Source organism: Pseudorhodobacter sp., assembly GCF_034675685.1.
GTDB lineage: Bacteria > Pseudomonadota > Alphaproteobacteria > Rhodobacterales > Rhodobacteraceae > Pseudorhodobacter.
Genome location: NZ_JAUCDA010000004.1, coordinates 76,595 through 93,090 on the forward strand (window position 1 = coordinate 76,595; position 16,496 = coordinate 93,090).

The 16,496-nt window shown below is 60.5% G+C and carries 15 protein-coding genes; 8 read left to right on the plus strand and 7 right to left on the minus strand.

Annotation, left to right across the window (positions count from 1 at the left end):
- Positions 1-466: 466 nt before the first annotated feature.
- Positions 467-2,482, plus strand: coding sequence for an AsmA family protein (locus tag VDP61_RS04465; protein ID WP_323005747.1), 2,016 nt, complete (start codon positions 467-469; stop codon positions 2,480-2,482).
- A 108-nt stretch (positions 2,483-2,590) separates the two neighbouring features.
- Here VDP61_RS04465 and VDP61_RS04470 read toward each other — a convergent pair whose 3' ends face one another.
- The 7 genes from VDP61_RS04470 to VDP61_RS04500 form a co-directional block, all read right to left on the minus strand.
- The gene (locus tag VDP61_RS04470) at positions 2,591-3,403 is read right to left on the minus strand and encodes a hypothetical protein (protein ID WP_323005748.1); all 813 of its coding nucleotides are present in this window, start codon (positions 3,401-3,403) and stop codon (positions 2,591-2,593) included.
- A gap of 9 nt (positions 3,404-3,412) precedes the next feature.
- Positions 3,413-4,462, minus strand: a complete 1,050-nt coding sequence (locus VDP61_RS04475; protein ID WP_323005749.1) for an autotransporter outer membrane beta-barrel domain-containing protein — start codon at positions 4,460-4,462, stop codon at positions 3,413-3,415.
- 264 nt (positions 4,463-4,726) lie between these two features.
- On the minus strand, positions 4,727-8,440 hold the full coding sequence (locus tag VDP61_RS04480; RefSeq protein ID WP_323005750.1) for a hypothetical protein: 3,714 nt from the start codon (positions 8,438-8,440) through the stop codon (positions 4,727-4,729).
- 371 nt (positions 8,441-8,811) lie between these two features.
- A complete protein-coding gene (locus VDP61_RS04485; protein ID WP_323005751.1) occupies positions 8,812-9,099 on the minus strand; it encodes a coiled coil domain-containing protein in 288 nt (95 codons plus the stop codon).
- Positions 9,100-9,137: 38 nt separating this feature from the next.
- Positions 9,138-9,593 carry a hypothetical protein gene (locus VDP61_RS04490; RefSeq protein WP_323005752.1) on the minus strand — a complete coding sequence of 152 codons (456 nt, stop codon included), beginning with the start codon at positions 9,591-9,593 and terminating at the stop codon, positions 9,138-9,140.
- An 86-nt stretch (positions 9,594-9,679) separates the two neighbouring features.
- A complete protein-coding gene (locus VDP61_RS04495; RefSeq protein ID WP_323005753.1) occupies positions 9,680-10,312 on the minus strand; it encodes a cytochrome b/b6 domain-containing protein in 633 nt (210 codons plus the stop codon).
- Between the two features lie 3 nt (positions 10,313-10,315).
- Positions 10,316-11,992 carry a tetrathionate reductase family octaheme c-type cytochrome gene (locus tag VDP61_RS04500; protein ID WP_323005754.1) on the minus strand — a complete coding sequence of 559 codons (1,677 nt, stop codon included), beginning with the start codon at positions 11,990-11,992 and terminating at the stop codon, positions 10,316-10,318.
- 356 nt (positions 11,993-12,348) lie between these two features.
- Here VDP61_RS04500 and VDP61_RS04505 point away from each other — a divergent pair, with 356 nt between their 5' ends.
- The 7 genes from VDP61_RS04505 (at position 12,349) to VDP61_RS04535 (ending at position 16,492) form a co-directional block, all read left to right on the plus strand.
- Positions 12,349-12,888: an HdeD family acid-resistance protein gene (locus VDP61_RS04505; RefSeq protein WP_323005755.1), complete on the plus strand. Its 540-nt coding sequence runs from the start codon at positions 12,349-12,351 to the stop codon at positions 12,886-12,888.
- A 216-nt stretch (positions 12,889-13,104) separates the two neighbouring features.
- Positions 13,105-14,502 carry a F0F1 ATP synthase subunit beta gene (gene atpD, locus VDP61_RS04510; protein WP_323005756.1) on the plus strand — a complete coding sequence of 466 codons (1,398 nt, stop codon included), beginning with the start codon at positions 13,105-13,107 and terminating at the stop codon, positions 14,500-14,502.
- Positions 14,499-14,909, plus strand: coding sequence for an ATPase (locus tag VDP61_RS04515; protein ID WP_323005757.1), 411 nt, complete (start codon positions 14,499-14,501; stop codon positions 14,907-14,909). Before atpD ends, VDP61_RS04515 begins: the two co-directional genes overlap by 4 nt.
- Positions 14,906-15,193: an AtpZ/AtpI family protein gene (locus VDP61_RS04520; RefSeq protein WP_323005758.1), complete on the plus strand. Its 288-nt coding sequence runs from the start codon at positions 14,906-14,908 to the stop codon at positions 15,191-15,193. Before VDP61_RS04515 ends, VDP61_RS04520 begins: the two co-directional genes overlap by 4 nt.
- Positions 15,190-15,507, plus strand: a complete 318-nt coding sequence (locus VDP61_RS04525) for an ATP synthase subunit I (RefSeq protein ID WP_323005759.1) — start codon at positions 15,190-15,192, stop codon at positions 15,505-15,507. The genes VDP61_RS04520 and VDP61_RS04525 overlap by 4 nt, the downstream gene beginning before the upstream one ends.
- On the plus strand, positions 15,498-16,208 hold the full coding sequence (locus tag VDP61_RS04530; RefSeq protein ID WP_323005760.1) for a F0F1 ATP synthase subunit A: 711 nt from the start codon (positions 15,498-15,500) through the stop codon (positions 16,206-16,208). Before VDP61_RS04525 ends, VDP61_RS04530 begins: the two co-directional genes overlap by 10 nt.
- Positions 16,205-16,492 (plus strand): F0F1 ATP synthase subunit C, encoded by a 288-nt coding sequence (locus VDP61_RS04535; RefSeq protein WP_323005761.1) that lies wholly within the window; start codon positions 16,205-16,207, stop codon positions 16,490-16,492. Before VDP61_RS04530 ends, VDP61_RS04535 begins: the two co-directional genes overlap by 4 nt.
- Positions 16,493-16,496 lie beyond the last annotated feature (4 nt).

A 16,496-nucleotide genomic window follows, 5' to 3' on the forward strand; every position in this document is an offset into this window, starting at 1 on the left:
GTGGGTCGGCAGGCATGACCGGCAGCGGCAAGGGGGGGCCAAGCGTTTAGCCTTGAACCTGCCTTGCCCGTCGCGGCCTGAAATCAAAAAAATCAATGTGTTATGTGATGGGCCTTGCACCAGGCCAAAGGCGAAACGCTATGGAAAGCAAAGGCGAGGCAAAGCCGGGCGGTTCCCTATGTTGCACTTTCGGCTGGCTGTGGCGACAGTGCAACATCATGCGTTTGCCTCAAAATGCCGCTGCATACTGGGGGCCAGCCGCGCTTGCCTGACAAAAACCCTTGACGCGGCGGTTCTTGACCGGCCCGGTTGCGGTAATCGCGTGTGCGGATCACGGTGCTGCCGGGGCGGTCTGATTATGCATCCCGGTTTGAACAGAAAAAGTACCATTTGGCGCAAGGGGTTGTTACGGTTGGCTGTGTCGCGCCGCGGCGGCATGTTCTGGGCATAGGGTGGAGGTGCGTTCATGCGTTGGGTTGTGCGGATAGTCTCGGGTTTGATCATGCTGGCGGTGGTGATGCTGGGGGTGGTGCTTTTGATCCCCTCGCGGCAGGTGGCCGAGGTGGCTGCAGCGCAGTTTTACAAGGCAACCGGGCGGAGCCTGACAATCGAGGGCGATGCCAGCCCGACCATCTGGCCAGTGCTGGGGGTCAAGACCGGGAGGGTCACGATTTCCAATGCAGACTGGGCGCGCGAAGGGCCGATGCTGGAGGCGCAAGGGCTGGCGATCGGGGTGGACATGGCGTCCCTGTTCGGCGGCGATCTGAAGATCACAAAAATTGAGGCGATCCAGCCCACGATCATCCTTGAACGTCGCAAAGATGGCGTTGGAAATTGGGAACTTGCGGTCGGGGCAGGCCCGGAACCGCAAGGAAACGCCGCAGCGGCAGGCCCTGATGTGCGCGCCCGCCAGATCACCCTGGATTATGGGATGATAAAGGACGGAACGGTTCTCTTTCTGGATCACGCGACAGGCCGGCGCGTCACCCTGCGCAACATCGCCGCAGAGGCGCGCATGTCCGATTTTACCGGCCCGGCGGTGCTGAGCCTGTCGGCAGTCAATGCGGGCGTAAAGCTGCAGTTGGACGGGCAAGTGGCGCAGTTTGATGCCTTCGTTGCGGGGCGGATCAGCGATCTTGCCTTGGCCGCAGTGATCGGTGGATCATCGTTCAGGTTTGATGGCCGACTGGGCACGGCGCCTTTGGTGGCCGAAGGCGCGCTAACCGCCGATCTGGCAGATCTTGCCGCGGTTGCGGCGCTGACCGGGCAAGCGGTGCCCGCGTTGCCGCAAGGGCTGGGGGCGGCAACGCGGCAGGTGGCAGGGCAAATCACCCTGACACAGTCCGGTTCGATACATCTGCGCGGCGCGACCATCACGTTGGATAGCAACCGCCTTGCAGGGGATATGGACCTGACATTCGGCGGCGCGCGCCCCCTTCTTACGGCAAAGATTGCGGCGGGGGCCTTGAACCTTGCAGCCCTGGCGGGGGGGCCTGCGACCCCTTCTGGGGCTGGGGGGGCTGCCAGCCAGGGCGCGGCCCCCGTGGCCGGATGGTCACGCGCCCCGATTGACGTAAGCGGGCTTGCCGTGATGGATGCGGGGGTGACCCTGTCGGCGGATAGCGTAGACTTGGGCGGCGCGCGGCTGGGGCGGACGCGGCTGTTGCTGTCGCTTGAAAGGGCGCGGCTGGTTATTGAATCGCGGGAATTGCGGGCCTATGGCGGCACTGTGGCTGGAAATTTCGTGATCAACGGGCGGGGTGGGCTTTCGGTTGGCGGTGATCTGAAGATCAGCGGCGTGGCGATGCAGCCTTTGTTGCAGGACGTTGCCAGCTTTGATCGCCTGATCGGCACGGGTGATATCATCGTCAGGTTTCTGGGCGTGGGCAACACTATGGCCGCGATCATGACGTCGCTGTCAGGTGCGGGCAGCTTGCACTTTGGCAGGGGAGAGTTGCGGGGGCTTGATCTGCTGGGGATGCTGCGGACCCTTGATCTGGGCTATGTTGGTGACGGTCAAAAAACGATTTTCGATGCCATCACCGGAACCTTTACCCTGAAGGATGGCGTGTTGCGCAATGATGACCTGCAATTGGGCGCGCCCTATGTCAGCGCGACCGGGGCGGGGCGCGTGGGGATTGGCGCGCGCGATCTCGATTACCGGGTGGTCGCATCGGCCCTGACCAAGGCCGATGGCAGCGGCGGCGTGACCGTACCTTTGCTGATCACAGGGCCTTGGGCGCAGCCACGGTTCCGACTGGATATGAAATCCTTTCTCGATCAGAATTTGGCGGATGAAAAGGCATTGCTGCAAGAAAAAGCCGATGCGGAACAGGCGCGGATCAAAGCCAAGCTGGAAAAAGAGTTGGGTATTCAGCAGCAGGAAGGCGAAGATCTGGAGGCTGCCGCCAAGCGCCGGGTGCAAGAGGCATTGGAGGCCGAGGCGGCCCGCGCCTTGCGCCGGTTGTTGGGCGGAAACTGACGGCGCGGGTAACCTGGCCGCATTGGAAGAAAACGCGAAAAAGCTGGCGCATCTGATGTGCCATGTTCAGCGCCCGCGCCTGATCGTTTTACGGATCAGGTTCAGTGCTTACCATGGGGCCCTTGCTGCAATTGGTGCCAAGACGGCGGCCCAGTTGCCTGAATGGCGCAGGCCGGGCACGATCTGAACGCTGTTTTTTGGCAAGATCATGCCTGTGCGGTGCAGCATTGCGGGGGGGACGACGCTGTCGCGCGCGCCAAACAGGTACAGGGTGGGAATTTGCAGGCGGGCCAGATCATGCAGCCGCCGGGCTGAGCCGCGCGCCGTGACCACTGCCGGTACGCCGTGATGCGTGGTCCAGGCGTCAAGATCAAGGGGGGCTGCCAAGGTAATCAGGCCCGCCACATTCTTGTACGAGAGCGCCAGTTCGGCGGCCAAGACGCCACCACCGGAAAAACCGACCAAAATCACCGGATGGTCAAAGGCGTATTGGGCGACCACCGCCCGATACGCGGCGAGGACGGGCGCGGAAAACCTGGCACTTGTCCAATAGTGCCTGTCGCAAGCGGCCAGTGCGGCAGGCGTCAGGTAGTGACACGGGCGCGCAAGGTAAAGGCGTGCGTCGTTTGCGGGCAAAACCGCGATCAGGCCGGGGCCTGCGGGGTGGCGCGGGGTTGGATCCTGGGGGGGCAGCCCTTGGGGCCATGCCGCGCCATCGCCCTCGATCACGACCCAAAGACGCCGCGCCACAGCGCCATCCGCTGGCGGATGGTAGCGCCCCCGGATGGCAAGGCCGGGGGCATCAAAGACAACAGCCTGCCCGGTTTGGGGCATGGCGCGCGGCGCAGGGCCCACACAGCCAGCGGCCAACAGCCCGCCCAAACCCAGCAAAAGCGTGCGGCGGGTGCAGGGCGCTTGCATCGGCAATTCTCAGAACGCCAATCGCAGGTTCAGGCTGACATTGGTGGCCTTTTTGTCGCTGCGGTTGAACGAATGGCTTACCGCAAAGCCGCCTGACAGGTTCTTGTTTGCGCCAGTGCCATAGATGTGGCTGCCCAAGGTGACGCGAAACTCGTCGCGGTCATTGGGGGCGCCGGGCAAAAGCGAGCGTTCCTGTTTCAGGTCATAGATATATTCGACCGACAGATAGGGCAGCATCGGTTCCATGTAATAGCCGATCGTGCCGCCGATCCGCGCCTGCAGTTGCTGGCTTTTGGAGGACAGGTTTACCGTGCCATCGCTTTCGGTAAAGCTGCCGCGCCGGGTCGAACTGCCGCTTAGCCCGACCACGCCAGACAGCAGCGTCGCGCCGTGCCATTTGGAGGCCGTCAGGTTCGCCGCCCCGAACAGGCTGTGGCTGCTGTGGCTGCCTGTGACCGGCGTACCCAGAAAATCGCGCTTCTGGTTTGTATCGGTATGCCCATAGCCCAGCGTCACATCCGCACTTAGCCAATCGTTCAGTTTGAAACTGGCATAGGGCGCGAGATAGACCGAGTTTGCGCTGCGGGTTCCTGTGCCAAACGCGGTATCGGCCCCCTCATGCGTGAAGGTCAATGAGACACCCATGGTCGTCGTCTCGCTGATGGGGCGATCAGCGCCGGTGGACAGGGTCCAGACCGTGCCCTTTTGCTGTTCCGGGGCAAAGCTGTTCTGTGTGGAACCGCCGACGACGCTACCCCAGAGCGACCACCCCTTGAGCACGGCCATATCGCCGCCCGCAAGCCCTTGGGCGGCACCCTCGCCCAGCCCTTCAGTCCGGCGCGGCGCGCCCGGCAGGGCAAACGCATTTCCGACGGGTGAAAACCGCTGCAAAATCTGCGAAGCGGTTGCCGCGCCAGCGCGCGCCTGGGTCGAATCCGCAGCTGTCAGTTGTGCCTCAGGTCCTTCGTGGTCGATAGGCAGGGCAAAAGCAGGGGCCGAAAGCCCAAGGGCCAAAAGCGCAGCAACAGACGGAAGGCGCGCGGAGAGAGAGGCGATCATGCTGGGGAACTCCTGAATATTTTTGAGGATTTGGGGAGCGTAAAACAAATTGCAAGAAATGAATTTAATCCAGATCAATTCAGAAAGGCAAAAGAGCAATAAGGCAGATATGTTGCAAATATGGCCATCGACAGCGCCGGCCAGCGCAGCAGCGGGAATGGGCCATTGATGAACAATGGGCGGCGCAGGCAGGGCAGTTTTGCCAGTGCTGCGAAAAGGCAGGCGCGTGCCGGGGCCGCTTTGAACCTTTGCCGGGGGAACCGCTTAATCGAACTTGAGCAATACTTCTACCTGCCCGCCCAGCGTTTCCAGAGTCCTGGACAGGGTTGTTCCTGTTTGCTCCAGCAAAAGCCGATTTGCGACGGCGGGGTCATGGATACCTTTGGCAAGGCCGCCGATGATGCGTAGCTGTTTTTGGGTGTTGTCCGACAAAACCACATCGGGGCGCGCGCGCATGGCCTTTCCTGCAAGATCTTTTATCAATTCGCGCGCGGCCACTTTGGCCTCGGTTGCTGCGTGTTCCAGGCCGATGCCAGACAGGCTGCTGGCAGGGGGGCTGTTGCCAAGGCCCATGGCATCGGCAGCTTTTATCCCCTCACGGATTTTCGTCTGGGTCACTGCGGCGGTTTGTTCGGCCCAGCCCGCGCTGCCGCCTTGGCCCAGCAACAATTCTACATCGGCATAGGCCTCTAGGTTGGTTGAGGTTGTCATGTTTATCCGTGCTTCTGCTGCCGAGTAGCCAACTGTGTCAAGGTAGGCCTTGTCCATCGCGGCCTTTGCATCTGCCTCCCACTGCACAAGGGAACCAGACTTGCCATTTTGGGTGAACCCGGCCTTGAATTCTGCCTTGGCGGCCAGAAGGTCCGGGTCTTGTGGCCCGGTCCAGCGCAATGTCTTCTGGTCATCCAGCATGTCCAGAACAGACGGCTCCAGCAGGCGGATATCATCATCAAGGCCCACCGTGCCCGCCGATGACGCGTTGCGAATGGACCCGGTCTTGATGGCCTCATCGCTCCAGCCCAATGCGCGCATGTTTGCCTCAAAGGCCAGCTTTGCCGGGTCTTTGATAATCTCGGCCTGATCGGTGATGAACTGATATTGCAACTTGGGGTCACGCGCCTTCAGCGCCAGCTTTGCCTCATCGCTGCGATCAATCGCCTTGACCAGCCGTTGCAGGCTGGCCTCGGCGGCCTCATCGGCAAGGCCCGTGGCCCGTGCTTGTTGCACTGTCCATTTTGTCTGCTGATAGCTGCCGATAAGGTCGTCGGCCTTGTCCACCGCCTGTCTGGCCGCCTGTGATACGGCCTGTTCGGCGGGGGTCAACGCTTGGCGGGTAACGGCGGCCTGAGCGGCGGTGGCCTTGTCCAGATAGGTCTGCGCTGCCTTGTAGCCGGTAAACAGAACGGCTGCATCGGCCAGGATGCCAAGGGCGACTGTGCCCGCACCTTCATCCCGCGAAAGGGAAAGGGCAGTATTTATCGGCAGATAGTATTTGCCAGCCTCGGCCCCGCCTTTCGTCACCCCCTCAAGAATACCGCCTGTGCTATAGCCCTCAATCGCGCCCGTCGCCCCTTCCATACTGGCCAGAACGCCCTGTGCGGCAGCGGCCTGCGCCGCAGTTACCCCGCCCACGCCAAATGTCGCCCCACCGGCAGCCCCCATAAGCAACAGCAGGTTGGCATTTTTTGAAGTTTGCAAGATGCTTTGCGTATAGGCAAGGTTGCTTTCAGCGGCGAGCACCGCATCTTCGGCCATGGCGGCCAGATATTCCAATTCCCCCTGTTCGCGCGTCAGGCGGATGTTGGTGGCGTAACTGTGCAAATCTTCGGCCAGGGTATTGATGTCATCGGCGTTCTTTGCCAAGCGCTCGGAAAGCGTGGTTACGCGGTCTTGCAATGTGATCGCATCCAGCCCTTCGGCGGTGTCGCGGATGGTCTCCCGCGCCAGGGCCAGCTCTTCGTAAAAGCGTTCAGACGCTTTTTGGTGTTCAGCACTGCGGGCAAGTTCGATATCCGTTTCGGTAAGCTTGTAGGGATCAAACCCCGAAACGTCTTTTCTGTCTGTGGCATCATAGCTGCCCCCCAGCGCGGCAAGCGTTGCCTGATCGCTTTTGGCAAAGCCTTCCAATGCGGCGATACGGGCCTTTAACCCCTCTATGATTTGGGCTTTTTCCTCGGCGGCTATGTCCGTGCGCTTGGCGATTGATTCCATCTCGGCGCGGGCGCGGTCGATGCTCTCATAGGTTTGGGTGATTTCGGATTGCTTGCGCGCCAGCAAGGAGTCGCGATCTGCATTCGGGTCATCGGCATTTGCAAGATATTCCTCGGGGGCAGGCCCGGGGTCATCAGGGTTGGTATCGGGGCCGGGGGGTGTTTCGGGGGTGGGCTTTGCAATTTCCACCGGTTCTTCAAGTTCGGTCAATGTGTTCAGGACATCCTCGACAGGGTCTTGCATGGTGTCGCGCAGATCGCCTTGAAGCTTGGCAATATCTTCCTCGGTCTGGCCACCAGATACCACGGTGTTGCGAAATGTCAGCACGTCATCTTGAAGGGCTTCCACCCGCAGCTTCCAATCCTCAAGCGCCTGGCGTTCATTTTGCAGGTTGGTAAAATGCGTTTCTATGTCGGCCAGAAAGCGGTCGCTTTCCTTGTTTATCAACTCACCGTCAGCGTTGAACCTTGGGGCACCACCGAATGAATAGGGCGTCCCCCCATACTCTATCGACGTGGTTGCAAGCGTCTGGTTGAAATACTCGGTCGACCGCTGGCGCAGAATCTGAGCGGGAAGCCTTTCAGTTATGTTTCGTTGATTGAATTCTACGCTGCTTCGTTTCAGATTGGTCCAGCTTTCGCTATAGCCTTTTGTGATCGCTTCGGTAAGCGCGGCTACAAGTTGGGGCTGGCGGCTTTTACTGTCAGCAAGCAGGGCTTCGCTATTTTTGACCGCTTTCGCGACTCGCTCATTGGCTTGGGTGAAACTGCGGTCTGCGACGATCTGTTCATTGCCAAGCGCGATATAGTAATTCGCGCGGGCCTCCTCTAGCCGGGCCATCTGGTCACTGTATTCAAAGCTTTCCAGCAGGCGATCCCGTTCTTGTTCAAGCGCTTTTTTGCGGTCGTAAAAGCTGTTGTAGCCGCCGTAACCTTCAGCAAGCCTGACGGTCAGGTCTGCGTCCAATATTGCGGTTGTGGGCTCGTCCAGCGTCAGCATGGCAACCCCTTGAACCTCTTTGGCCAAGGCTTCAGGGCTCATCTGTTTTGCCTGCTCATCATAGCGCGCCAATAGCCGCACAAGATCGGCGTCGGGCTGCAGTTTTGGGGCCTTGCGGTTCAACATCCCCTCGTCGCTTTCGGCCGGCAGCCCGCCGCCGTCCCCGCCGCCGTCCCCGCCGCCGTCCCCACCGGTGCCACTTCCAGCCCCGCTGCTGCCCGAAGGGCCGCCTGATGCGGGTGCGGCCAGTTGCAGCGTTTCGACAACAACGGGGGAAAGGGGGGGATTGCTGATCAGAGCTGCGAGGGCCGCGAAATCTTCGGCCTGCAACGCCGCGCGGGCTTTGTCGGCATGGGTTTCGTCTTCAAGGCTGCCGATCCATTCGTCCAAGGCGCTTCGGGTTCGGTTGCCGATCAGGCCATCCGCCGGCCCCGGATCAAACCCGGCGGCTGCCAAAGACTGCTGCAAACCGCGCAGGGCGATCCGTTCGGGGCTGTCGGGTTGCGGTGCGGCGGCGGGGCTCGCCGGTTTTGTGCTTGGCGCGGCTTTGGGTTGGGGTGCTTGTACCGCTGGGGCGGGCGTTTTGGGGGCGGGCGCGCTGGGCAGTTTTGGCGGGGCGTAGACGCTGGGCGGGGTGATTGTTGGCGGTTTCGGCGGCGCGGGCATGAAATCATGCTGGGCCAGGGCCATAGGGGCCATCGTCAGCACCCATAGGGCTGTCCCGGCCAGAAAACGGAATTTGCGGGTTTGACGATACGAAATGGTCATTTCATTTCCTTGGCGCGGGTCGAGCGCAACGGCTGACCCAGAGATTTCATAGCCAGACAGTTCCAGTTGCAGAAAAAAGGGTAGGGCTGGGGGCGGATTTGTTGCCGCCGCTTTGCGCGACGGGCCTTGACGCCATGCAGCCTGACGTGGATGGTGCGCGACCACCGACTTTCGTCGCTTTGCTACAAGCTGCCAAGGTGTTGCGCGCCCAGCCAACACGTTTCGGAAAATACTTGATACATCGTTGATCGCCAACACCCTGCCGCGCTACGCGTTCTGGGGATATTGGCCGTTCGGGATTTTCCCGTACCGCGGCAAGGCCGCCGATTGGCGGCCTTGCCAGGGTTGGCGGGACTGGTCGCTGCGGCATATCAGGAAAATCGTCCCCATGCCCGCTTCATCGCATCGCCCATTTCATCCCATGCGGCCTCAACGCCGGATTTCAAATCTTTCCACGCCTCACCTTGGGCGTTTTGCAAAGCCTCCAGACGTGCTTCAGCCTTTTTCTGCTGGGCGCGCAGGTCATCAACCTCTTCCATATATTTCAACCGCGCCTCGGCCTGCGCCTTTTCGGCTTTTGCGCGCAGCTTGGCGATATCGGCTTTCCATTCGTCAAGCTGCGCCTGCAACTTGGCCTGATAGGCATCTTTACGATCCATTTCGATTTACTCCTTTGGCAGAGCCTGGACGGGATTGCTCAGACGGTGGGGGCTTTGTTTGCCTTTGTTGCCTGAGTCGGGGTTTGGGGCGGTGCCTGAGTTGGGGCGCTTTGATCTTCGGCTGCGGTTTCGGCTGCGGTTTGCACAGCGCCCGGCGCACAGCGGCGCATCATTTCGGTGCAGTCCTTGGCATCTTCGACAAGACGCGCCATTGCGCCGGTTTGCCAGGTGATGATCTCTTTCATCGCGCTGGCGGGGTCGGGGCGCCCCTCTGCTGACAGGCGCCTGCCAACTTCAATCAGGGATTTTGTCGCCTCTTGCCGCCGATGAAACCAGGCGGATGAGAATTTCTCGATCCCCGCAAAAAACTGTTCTTGCGCTTCAAGAAACTGCTTTGTCTGCGGCGCCATAAATGTAGGGTTCGCGGTGAATACTGCCTGCGCGGCGTTCAGGGCATTTTCGATTTCGGCTGTGGTGTTTGCACGATTTGCCATGATGATATCCTTTTATGCGGGGGTGAGGGTTACAAGAGATATGGGGTCTTGCTGACTAAAATTGCAGCCTTGCCGGCCAATATATTTCAGTGTTTTGCGCGGGTGGTCATTGGCCCCTTGGCCTTGTCTTCTTCCACGATGACCCATTCGTAACCTGTGGTCATCGCCTTCAGATAGGCGGTCGGGGTGTCACCCGTGGTTGCCATATAGACGTGGATCACCACGAAAATTGCCATGGCATAGGCCGAGATCACATGCAGCCATGCCACCGTCTGCAGGTCCAATCCGGTCAGATTGATGGTCAGATACAATACACCCGTCGCCCAGATCGCCGGATTGATCACCAGCTTCAGGAACAGATAGCTAAGCCGTTGCAACGGGTTGTGCTTGCGGTGAAGGGTCGGCTTGGCCGGATGCGCCGCGCCGCGAAAGATACCATAAGCATAGTAACCGATCACCGGGATCAGATTGCGCAAGGTCGGGATGTAATGCTGCCAGGCACCTGTGGTCAGATGCCAGAAGATCGCAAAGACCCACAGCACGATGATAAGCCCTGCCGCGACCAGATGCAGCGCGAAGGCGGCTGACCAGTCTACACCGCCGATCAGCCCGTGCAACCGTGCGCCAGTGAACAGCAGCGCCAAAACCAGCGCCGCCTGCGCCCAATGCCAGAACCGTTCGAAGCGGCTGAATATCTTGAGATATTGACGATCAGCCATGGCCTAGCCCTCCTTGCCATTACGGCGGCGCAGCACAATTCGCGCAGTCGCGTGCAAAACGACCCCCGCCAGCGCCAATGCCAGCAGCCACAAACCAACCCGGTCGGTTATGGCAAAGCCGTCGCGGCCCGGCAGGTAAAACCCGGCCAGATTGTCCAGCCTGCCATCTTTGGCGTGACATTCCGCGCATTGCAGGGCCTCATTCGCGGGGGCGACCATATGGGTGGTGGGCCACCACATTTCGGTTTCGACAAAGCCGAACTTGCCGGAATAGGGCACATCGCTGCCCGCCATACCTGCCGCCAGCGCCTTGCCCCAGTCATAATTGGTCCAGAAGGCGCTATCACCTTCGGGGCCGTAGACGTTGCTTTGGATCAGATATTGGTTGATTTCATCATAGGCCTGCTTGCCCAGCATCCGCTTGAACGGAAAGATCATTGATCCCGGCTGTTCTGCGCTGCCGCCAATCCGGTTGATGCCGACAATGGCTGTCGGGTCAATCTTGTCGCCCAGCAAGGTATATTCGACGATACCGTCCCAGAACGCATAATCCGGCACAACATCGGTACCCCAGCGAAAATCGCCCTTGATGGTCAGATAGCTGTCAAGCCCGTTTTCATCCTTTTCCACATAGGGTTTACCGTCTTTCAGCTTGCCTGCGGTTGACCAGTCCCACCAGGTTTTGGTGGCAATGCCGCCCTTGGCGTATTCCGGGATATGGCAGGTCTGGCAGGCCACACGATCAGTGTGATCATTCAGCTTGTTGCCCTTCAGCGACAGCGCCTTATGCGGTTTTGCGGTATGGCACGAATTGCAGGCAAGAATATCGGTGTTGCGCATCCCCGGCCGCTGTTCTGACGTGTCAGTGATGGTGCCATGATAGCGCGAACCGGGCCAAGTGTGGCCATCACCCACATGGCAATCCACGCAAACCATATTGGCCCCTTGCGGCGACATATGCACATCGACTTGGGGGCTTGGGGCCAGCAGCGCCGATGACAGATCGCCATGCTTCACATTATCACCGCCCCCGCCGTAAAAATGGCAATTGCCGCAGTTTTCGCGTGTTGGTCGGCCAACATTGGTGGCGACCTTGGCCAGATCAGGCGGCAGGTGGGTCACTTTTCCATCCGGTTCCTGCACGATCAACGATTGCGGGTAGGGCACGTTGCGGCTGGCCTGCGTGCGCGGGGCATAAAGCGGGTTACCCGCCTCGGTTGGCCATTTCACATAGTCGCCGGTGGTGTCGTGGCAGGCAAGGCAATCCACCTTGCTTTCATCGGCAAAGTCGTAACTGGCAGTCTCTTTCCAGTCATAACCGGCATGACAAGAGGTGCAGCGCGGCTCATTGCTGGCAAGGTTGCCGCAAAACGAATTCAGCACGGTTTTCTTGCCAAGGGTTTGCCCGGTTGCGGGGTTAAGGGTTTCCCATGTCCAATGCAGCGATTGCGTGACTTGCTTGCCCGCCTCGGTGTGGCAGCTCAGGCAAGCTTTGGTAACGTCTGATCCGGTGGCGAAAGGCCCTTGCAGCTTTTTGAATTTTGCATGGTCTGCGGTCAGTTTTGGCCCGGAATTTTCTGGTTTTGTAAGGTTTTGGTCACTTTGTGCGGCGGTTTCGCTGACGGGCCCGCTGGGCGGTCCAGCATCTTGGGCATGGACAGCCGAGGCAAGGAAAAGCACGCAAGCTGTCTGTAATATGATCCGCAACATGACCAATACCCCAATGGTTTTGCTGAACTTCGACGTTACTGCCGCCCCCGATTGTGGTGTACCAAACATCCCTAGATTGAAACGCTAGGGCCTCGACCTGTCCGTGTCATTGATGTGCGTCAAGTGTCGCCCTCTTGGCCGGGCGATTGTAAAACGCTGGTCGGCTGGTCCGGGGGGCAGGTCTGGGCAGGGCCAAAGGGGGGGCGGCGCTTGGGGTGCCTGCGGGTTTGGTGGCACCGGATGGCCGGATCGGGCGCGGGTGATCTTGCGCAAGCGGGCAGGAAGCTGCAGTGTATGCCTATGCCCATTCAGATAGGACGTTCAAAATGGCTGATATGATGGATACCTTGCAACGCAGTTGGTGGATTTTCTTGCTGCGCGGCGTTTCGGCCATTGTGTTTGGCATCATGGCCTTTGCCTGGCCGACGCTGACCCTGTCTGCGTTGGTCATGTTGTTCGGGGCCTATGTGCTGGTTGACGGCATCGTCGGCTTGATCGACGCCGCGCGCAATCGCGACCGAATGACGCGGGTTTGGCCACTGGTGTTCGAAGCTGCCTTCGGGATTGTCGTCGGGTTGCTGACTTTGCTTTTGCCGGGGCTGACGTTGCTTGTGCTTTTGATGGTCATCGCCGCTTGGGCCGTTGTTGGTGGCATGCTGCGGATCGTGCTTGCGTTCAAGATCCGTCACGAGATCACAGGCGAATGGTTCTTGATCGTCGGGGGGATGGTATCAATCTTGTTCGGTGTATTGTTAAGCGCCTTGCCGCAGGTCGGATTGGTCACGCTGGCTTGGGTGATCGGCATCTTTGCGATGGCGGTTGGCACCTTGTTTCTGGCGTTGGCACTGCGGCTGCGCAACCTGTAGGTGTGGCGCTTCTGGCTTGCGGCTGAATTTGTAGCCATGGGCGCGCTGCGGGGGGCGCGGCATCACGCGCGCTTGACCATCTTGGCAAAACTGCGGATGGTGCGGCCGTGGTGATGGTTCTGGCCCCGGACAGGGCCGGTTTCAGCGCCCGCGTGCAAGATCTTGTTGATGATGGTATGGCCGCTTGCCGACTGCCGCACAAAGAGAGGCCGAAAGATGACTACCCACGCAGATGAGGCCGTCGGCAGCAAACCCAGGGGTTCTGTTGTCGCTATTCGCAGCGGTGTTGTGGATGTTGCCTTTGCAACTGCCCCGCCGCGCATCACCACCTTGCTATACGCGGGCGATATCGCGTTAGAGGTGGCATTGCTGGTTGGCGGGGGTGTTGTGCGCTGTATCGCCCTTGGATCGGTGCGCGGGCTGGCGCTTGGTGCGGCGGTCACCTCTAGCGGGGCCCCGATTGCCGTTCCGGTGGGTGAGGCGGTGCTGGGCCGGATGCTGAATGTCTTTGGCGCGCCGCTGGACGGATTGCCGCCACCGCAAACCGAAACACACCGGGCAATTCACCAACCACCGCCCCCCTTGTCAGACCGCGTGCTGCGCGCCGAAGTTCTGGAAACCGGGATCAAGGCGATTGACCTGTTGTCACCGATCGAGCGCGGCGGCAAAACCGGGTTGTTCGGTGGTGCGGGCGTCGGCAAGACGGTGCTGCTGAGCGAACTTATCCACAACACGGTGGAACATCACCACGGGGTCAGCCTGTTTTGCGGTATCGGTGAGCGTTCGCGTGAGGCCGAGGAGCTGTGGCGCGAGATGGGCGAGGCCGGCGTGCGCGACAAGATGGTCATGCTGTTTGGCCAGATGAACGAGGCCCCCGGCGTGCGTTTTTTGATCGGCAAGTCGGCCCTGACGATGGCGGAATATTTCCGTGATGATCGCGGGCAGGATGTTTTGCTGCTGATCGACAATATCTTTCGCTTTGTGCAGGCCGGGTCCGAGGTGTCGGGCCTGTTGGGCCGGATGCCCAGCCGTGTCGGCTATCAGCCCACTCTGGCAACCGAACTTGCGACACTGGAGGAACGTATCGCCTCAACCCGCAAAGGGTCGATCACGTCAATTCAGGCCGTCTATGTGCCCGCCGATGATTTCACCGACCCGGCGGCGGCGCATATCTTTTCGCATCTGTCGGCTTCGGTGGTGTTGTCGCGCAAACGTGCCAGCGAGGGGCTTTATCCGGCGGTTGATCCGCTGGCCTCGACCTCGGTGATGCTGACGCCCGCGGTCGTTGGCCAGCGCCATTATGATATTGCCCGCGCCGTGCGCCGTACCCTCGCGGAATATGAGGGGCTGCGCGACATCATCGCCATGCTGGGGATTGAGGAGCTTTCAGCCCATGATCGCGCCGTGGTTGCCCGCGCCCGCAGGTTGGAGCGGTTTTTGACCCAGCCGTTTTTCACCGTTGACGCGATGGCGGGCACGGCGGGCAAACTGGTCACGATTTCGGAAACGCTGGACGGGTGTGAGGCGATCTTGTCGCAGACCACCTTTGATCTGCCCGAAAGCGCCTATTACATGATCGGCGCGCTGTCTGATCTGCAGGCGGATGCGGCATGAGCATGGCCAGTGAAATGCAGGTCTGTCTGCGGTTGCCGTCCAAAGTGTTGTTCGATGGGCCTGCTGCCTGCCTGCGCGCCGAGGCTGCGGATGGTGGTTTTGGCATCCTGCCCAACCATGTCGATTTCGTCACAGCCCTTGTGCCCTCGGTTCTGCTGATCACCCAAGCCGATGGCTGCGAGCGGATTTACGGCATTGACGAGGGGCTTTTGGTCAAGAAAGGCCACCGGGTAGAGGTGGCTGTGCGTCGTGCGGTGGAAAGTGACAGCCTTGAGGCCCTGCGCGAAACCGTAGGCAGCAGTTTTGCAGGTCTGGAAGACGAAGAGCGGGTTGCCCGTGCCGCCCTGTCGCGGCTGGAGGCCGATATGGTGCGCCGCTTTGCCAGCCTGAGGGAGCCGCACCCGTGACCGAAAAGCCGGATAAATCCGCCCAAGATATCGGCCAGCGCGCCCGGCGCATCAAGGCGGCGCGTGACAATCCGGGGCCAAGCCCGCTGCGCGGTATCGGCACCTTTGGCATGATCGGCTGGGCAATTGCCGTGCCAACCGTAGGCGGTGCGTTTCTGGGCCTCTGGCTGGACCGGGTTGCGCCGCAAGCGTTTTCATGGGTTGTGGCGCTGCTGTTGGGCGGCGTGGTGTTGGGCGGCTTCATCGCCTGGGGCTGGATTGACAAGGAAGGAGACGGGAAATGATGGCTTTTGACTGGCTGAACCTTGACTGGGCAAACCTTGGCTTTGGCGCAGCGCTGGGCGCGGTTGCGGCTGGGCTATTCTTTGCCGGCCTTGCCTGGAGCATGCGTCTGGCGTTGCGCGCGGCGCGCCCGATGCCCGTGCTGCTGATCAGCGCAGCCCTGCGGATTGCCGCACTGCTGGCCGTAGGCTGGCTGGTGGCAGGGCAGGGCGTCTGGGCGTTTCTGGGCTTTGCGCTTGCCTTCTTTCTGATCCGCCTGGGCGCGATAAGCCTTGCACGCTTGCCGGGTGATCAGGGGGCAAAACCATGCAGATGACCCCTGATGACAGCCTGCTGTTCACCGCCTTCGGCCTTCCGGTCAACGCCACAATCTTTAACACCTGGGTCATCATGGCCCTGCTCACGGGCGTATCGGCGCTGATCACCCGCAACCTGCGCCCGGATGTGCCGCCAAACCGCTGGCGCACCGCGCTGGAGGTGGTTGTGAACGGCATCGTCGGGCAGATTGCCGAAATCACCGGGCGGCGTGACCCGCGCGTGCTGTATTTTTCGGGCACGCTGTTCTTGTTTATCGTGATGGCCAACCTTGCAACCGTCATTCCGGGGTTTGCGACGCCCACCGCGTCGCTGTCCACCACGGCGGCGCTGGCGCTGTCGGTGCTGATCGCGGTGCCGCTGTTCGGCATCGGCAGCCGGGGCCTTGGCGGTTATCTGAAAACCTATATCGAGCCGTCGGTTGTAATGCTGCCCTTCAACATCATCGGCGAGGCATCGCGCGGCATATCGCTGGCGATACGCCTGTATGGCAACATCATGAGCGGGGCCATCATCGCCGTCATCCTGCTGGGCGTGGCGCCGTTTTTCTTTCCGGTGCTGATGGATATGCTGGGCCTGCTGACGGGCGTTATCCAGGCCTATATCTTTGCCATCCTTGCCACCGTTTATATTTCAAGCGCGACCGCCCCTTCCCCTTCCCCTGCCGCCGACATGACCGAAACGACAAAGGAAACCAAATGACCGATCTTGCCATCATCGCCGCCATTTCCATCTTTACCGCCGGGTTTACCGTGTCTTTCGGCGCGATCGGCCCGGCCTTGGGTGAAGGCAAGGCGGCCTCGACCGCGCTGAGCGCCATCGCGCAACAACCCGATGCGGCCGCAACCTTGTCGCGCACCTTGTTTGTCAGCCTTGCGATGATCGAATCCACCGCGATCTATTGCTTTGTCGTTGCGATGATCCTGCTTTTTGCCAATCCGTTCTGGGATGCGGCCCTTGCGGCGTCGCAGGCGGCCGGGGGCTAAGGCC

What these genes read in the sequence shown, in the direction of transcription:
- VDP61_RS04465 (WP_323005747.1), top strand. Translation starts at nt 467, where the DNA reads ATGCGTTGGGTTGTGCGGATAGTCTCGGGTTTGATCATGCTGGCGGTG.
- VDP61_RS04470 (WP_323005748.1), bottom strand. Translation starts at nt 3,403, where the DNA reads ATGCAAGCGCCCTGCACCCGCCGCACGCTTTTGCTGGGTTTGGGCGGG.
- VDP61_RS04475 (WP_323005749.1), bottom strand. Translation starts at nt 4,462, where the DNA reads ATGATCGCCTCTCTCTCCGCGCGCCTTCCGTCTGTTGCTGCGCTTTTG.
- VDP61_RS04480 (WP_323005750.1), bottom strand. Translation starts at nt 8,440, where the DNA reads ATGACCATTTCGTATCGTCAAACCCGCAAATTCCGTTTTCTGGCCGGG.
- VDP61_RS04485 (WP_323005751.1), bottom strand. Translation starts at nt 9,099, where the DNA reads ATGGATCGTAAAGATGCCTATCAGGCCAAGTTGCAGGCGCAGCTTGAC.
- VDP61_RS04490 (WP_323005752.1), bottom strand. Translation starts at nt 9,593, where the DNA reads ATGGCAAATCGTGCAAACACCACAGCCGAAATCGAAAATGCCCTGAAC.
- VDP61_RS04495 (WP_323005753.1), bottom strand. Translation starts at nt 10,312, where the DNA reads ATGGCTGATCGTCAATATCTCAAGATATTCAGCCGCTTCGAACGGTTC.
- VDP61_RS04505 (WP_323005755.1), top strand. Translation starts at nt 12,349, where the DNA reads ATGGCTGATATGATGGATACCTTGCAACGCAGTTGGTGGATTTTCTTG.
- atpD (WP_323005756.1), top strand. Translation starts at nt 13,105, where the DNA reads ATGACTACCCACGCAGATGAGGCCGTCGGCAGCAAACCCAGGGGTTCT.
- VDP61_RS04515 (WP_323005757.1), top strand. Translation starts at nt 14,499, where the DNA reads ATGAGCATGGCCAGTGAAATGCAGGTCTGTCTGCGGTTGCCGTCCAAA.
- VDP61_RS04525 (WP_323005759.1), top strand. Translation starts at nt 15,190, where the DNA reads ATGATGGCTTTTGACTGGCTGAACCTTGACTGGGCAAACCTTGGCTTT.
- VDP61_RS04530 (WP_323005760.1), top strand. Translation starts at nt 15,498, where the DNA reads ATGCAGATGACCCCTGATGACAGCCTGCTGTTCACCGCCTTCGGCCTT.
- VDP61_RS04535 (WP_323005761.1), top strand. Translation starts at nt 16,205, where the DNA reads ATGACCGATCTTGCCATCATCGCCGCCATTTCCATCTTTACCGCCGGG.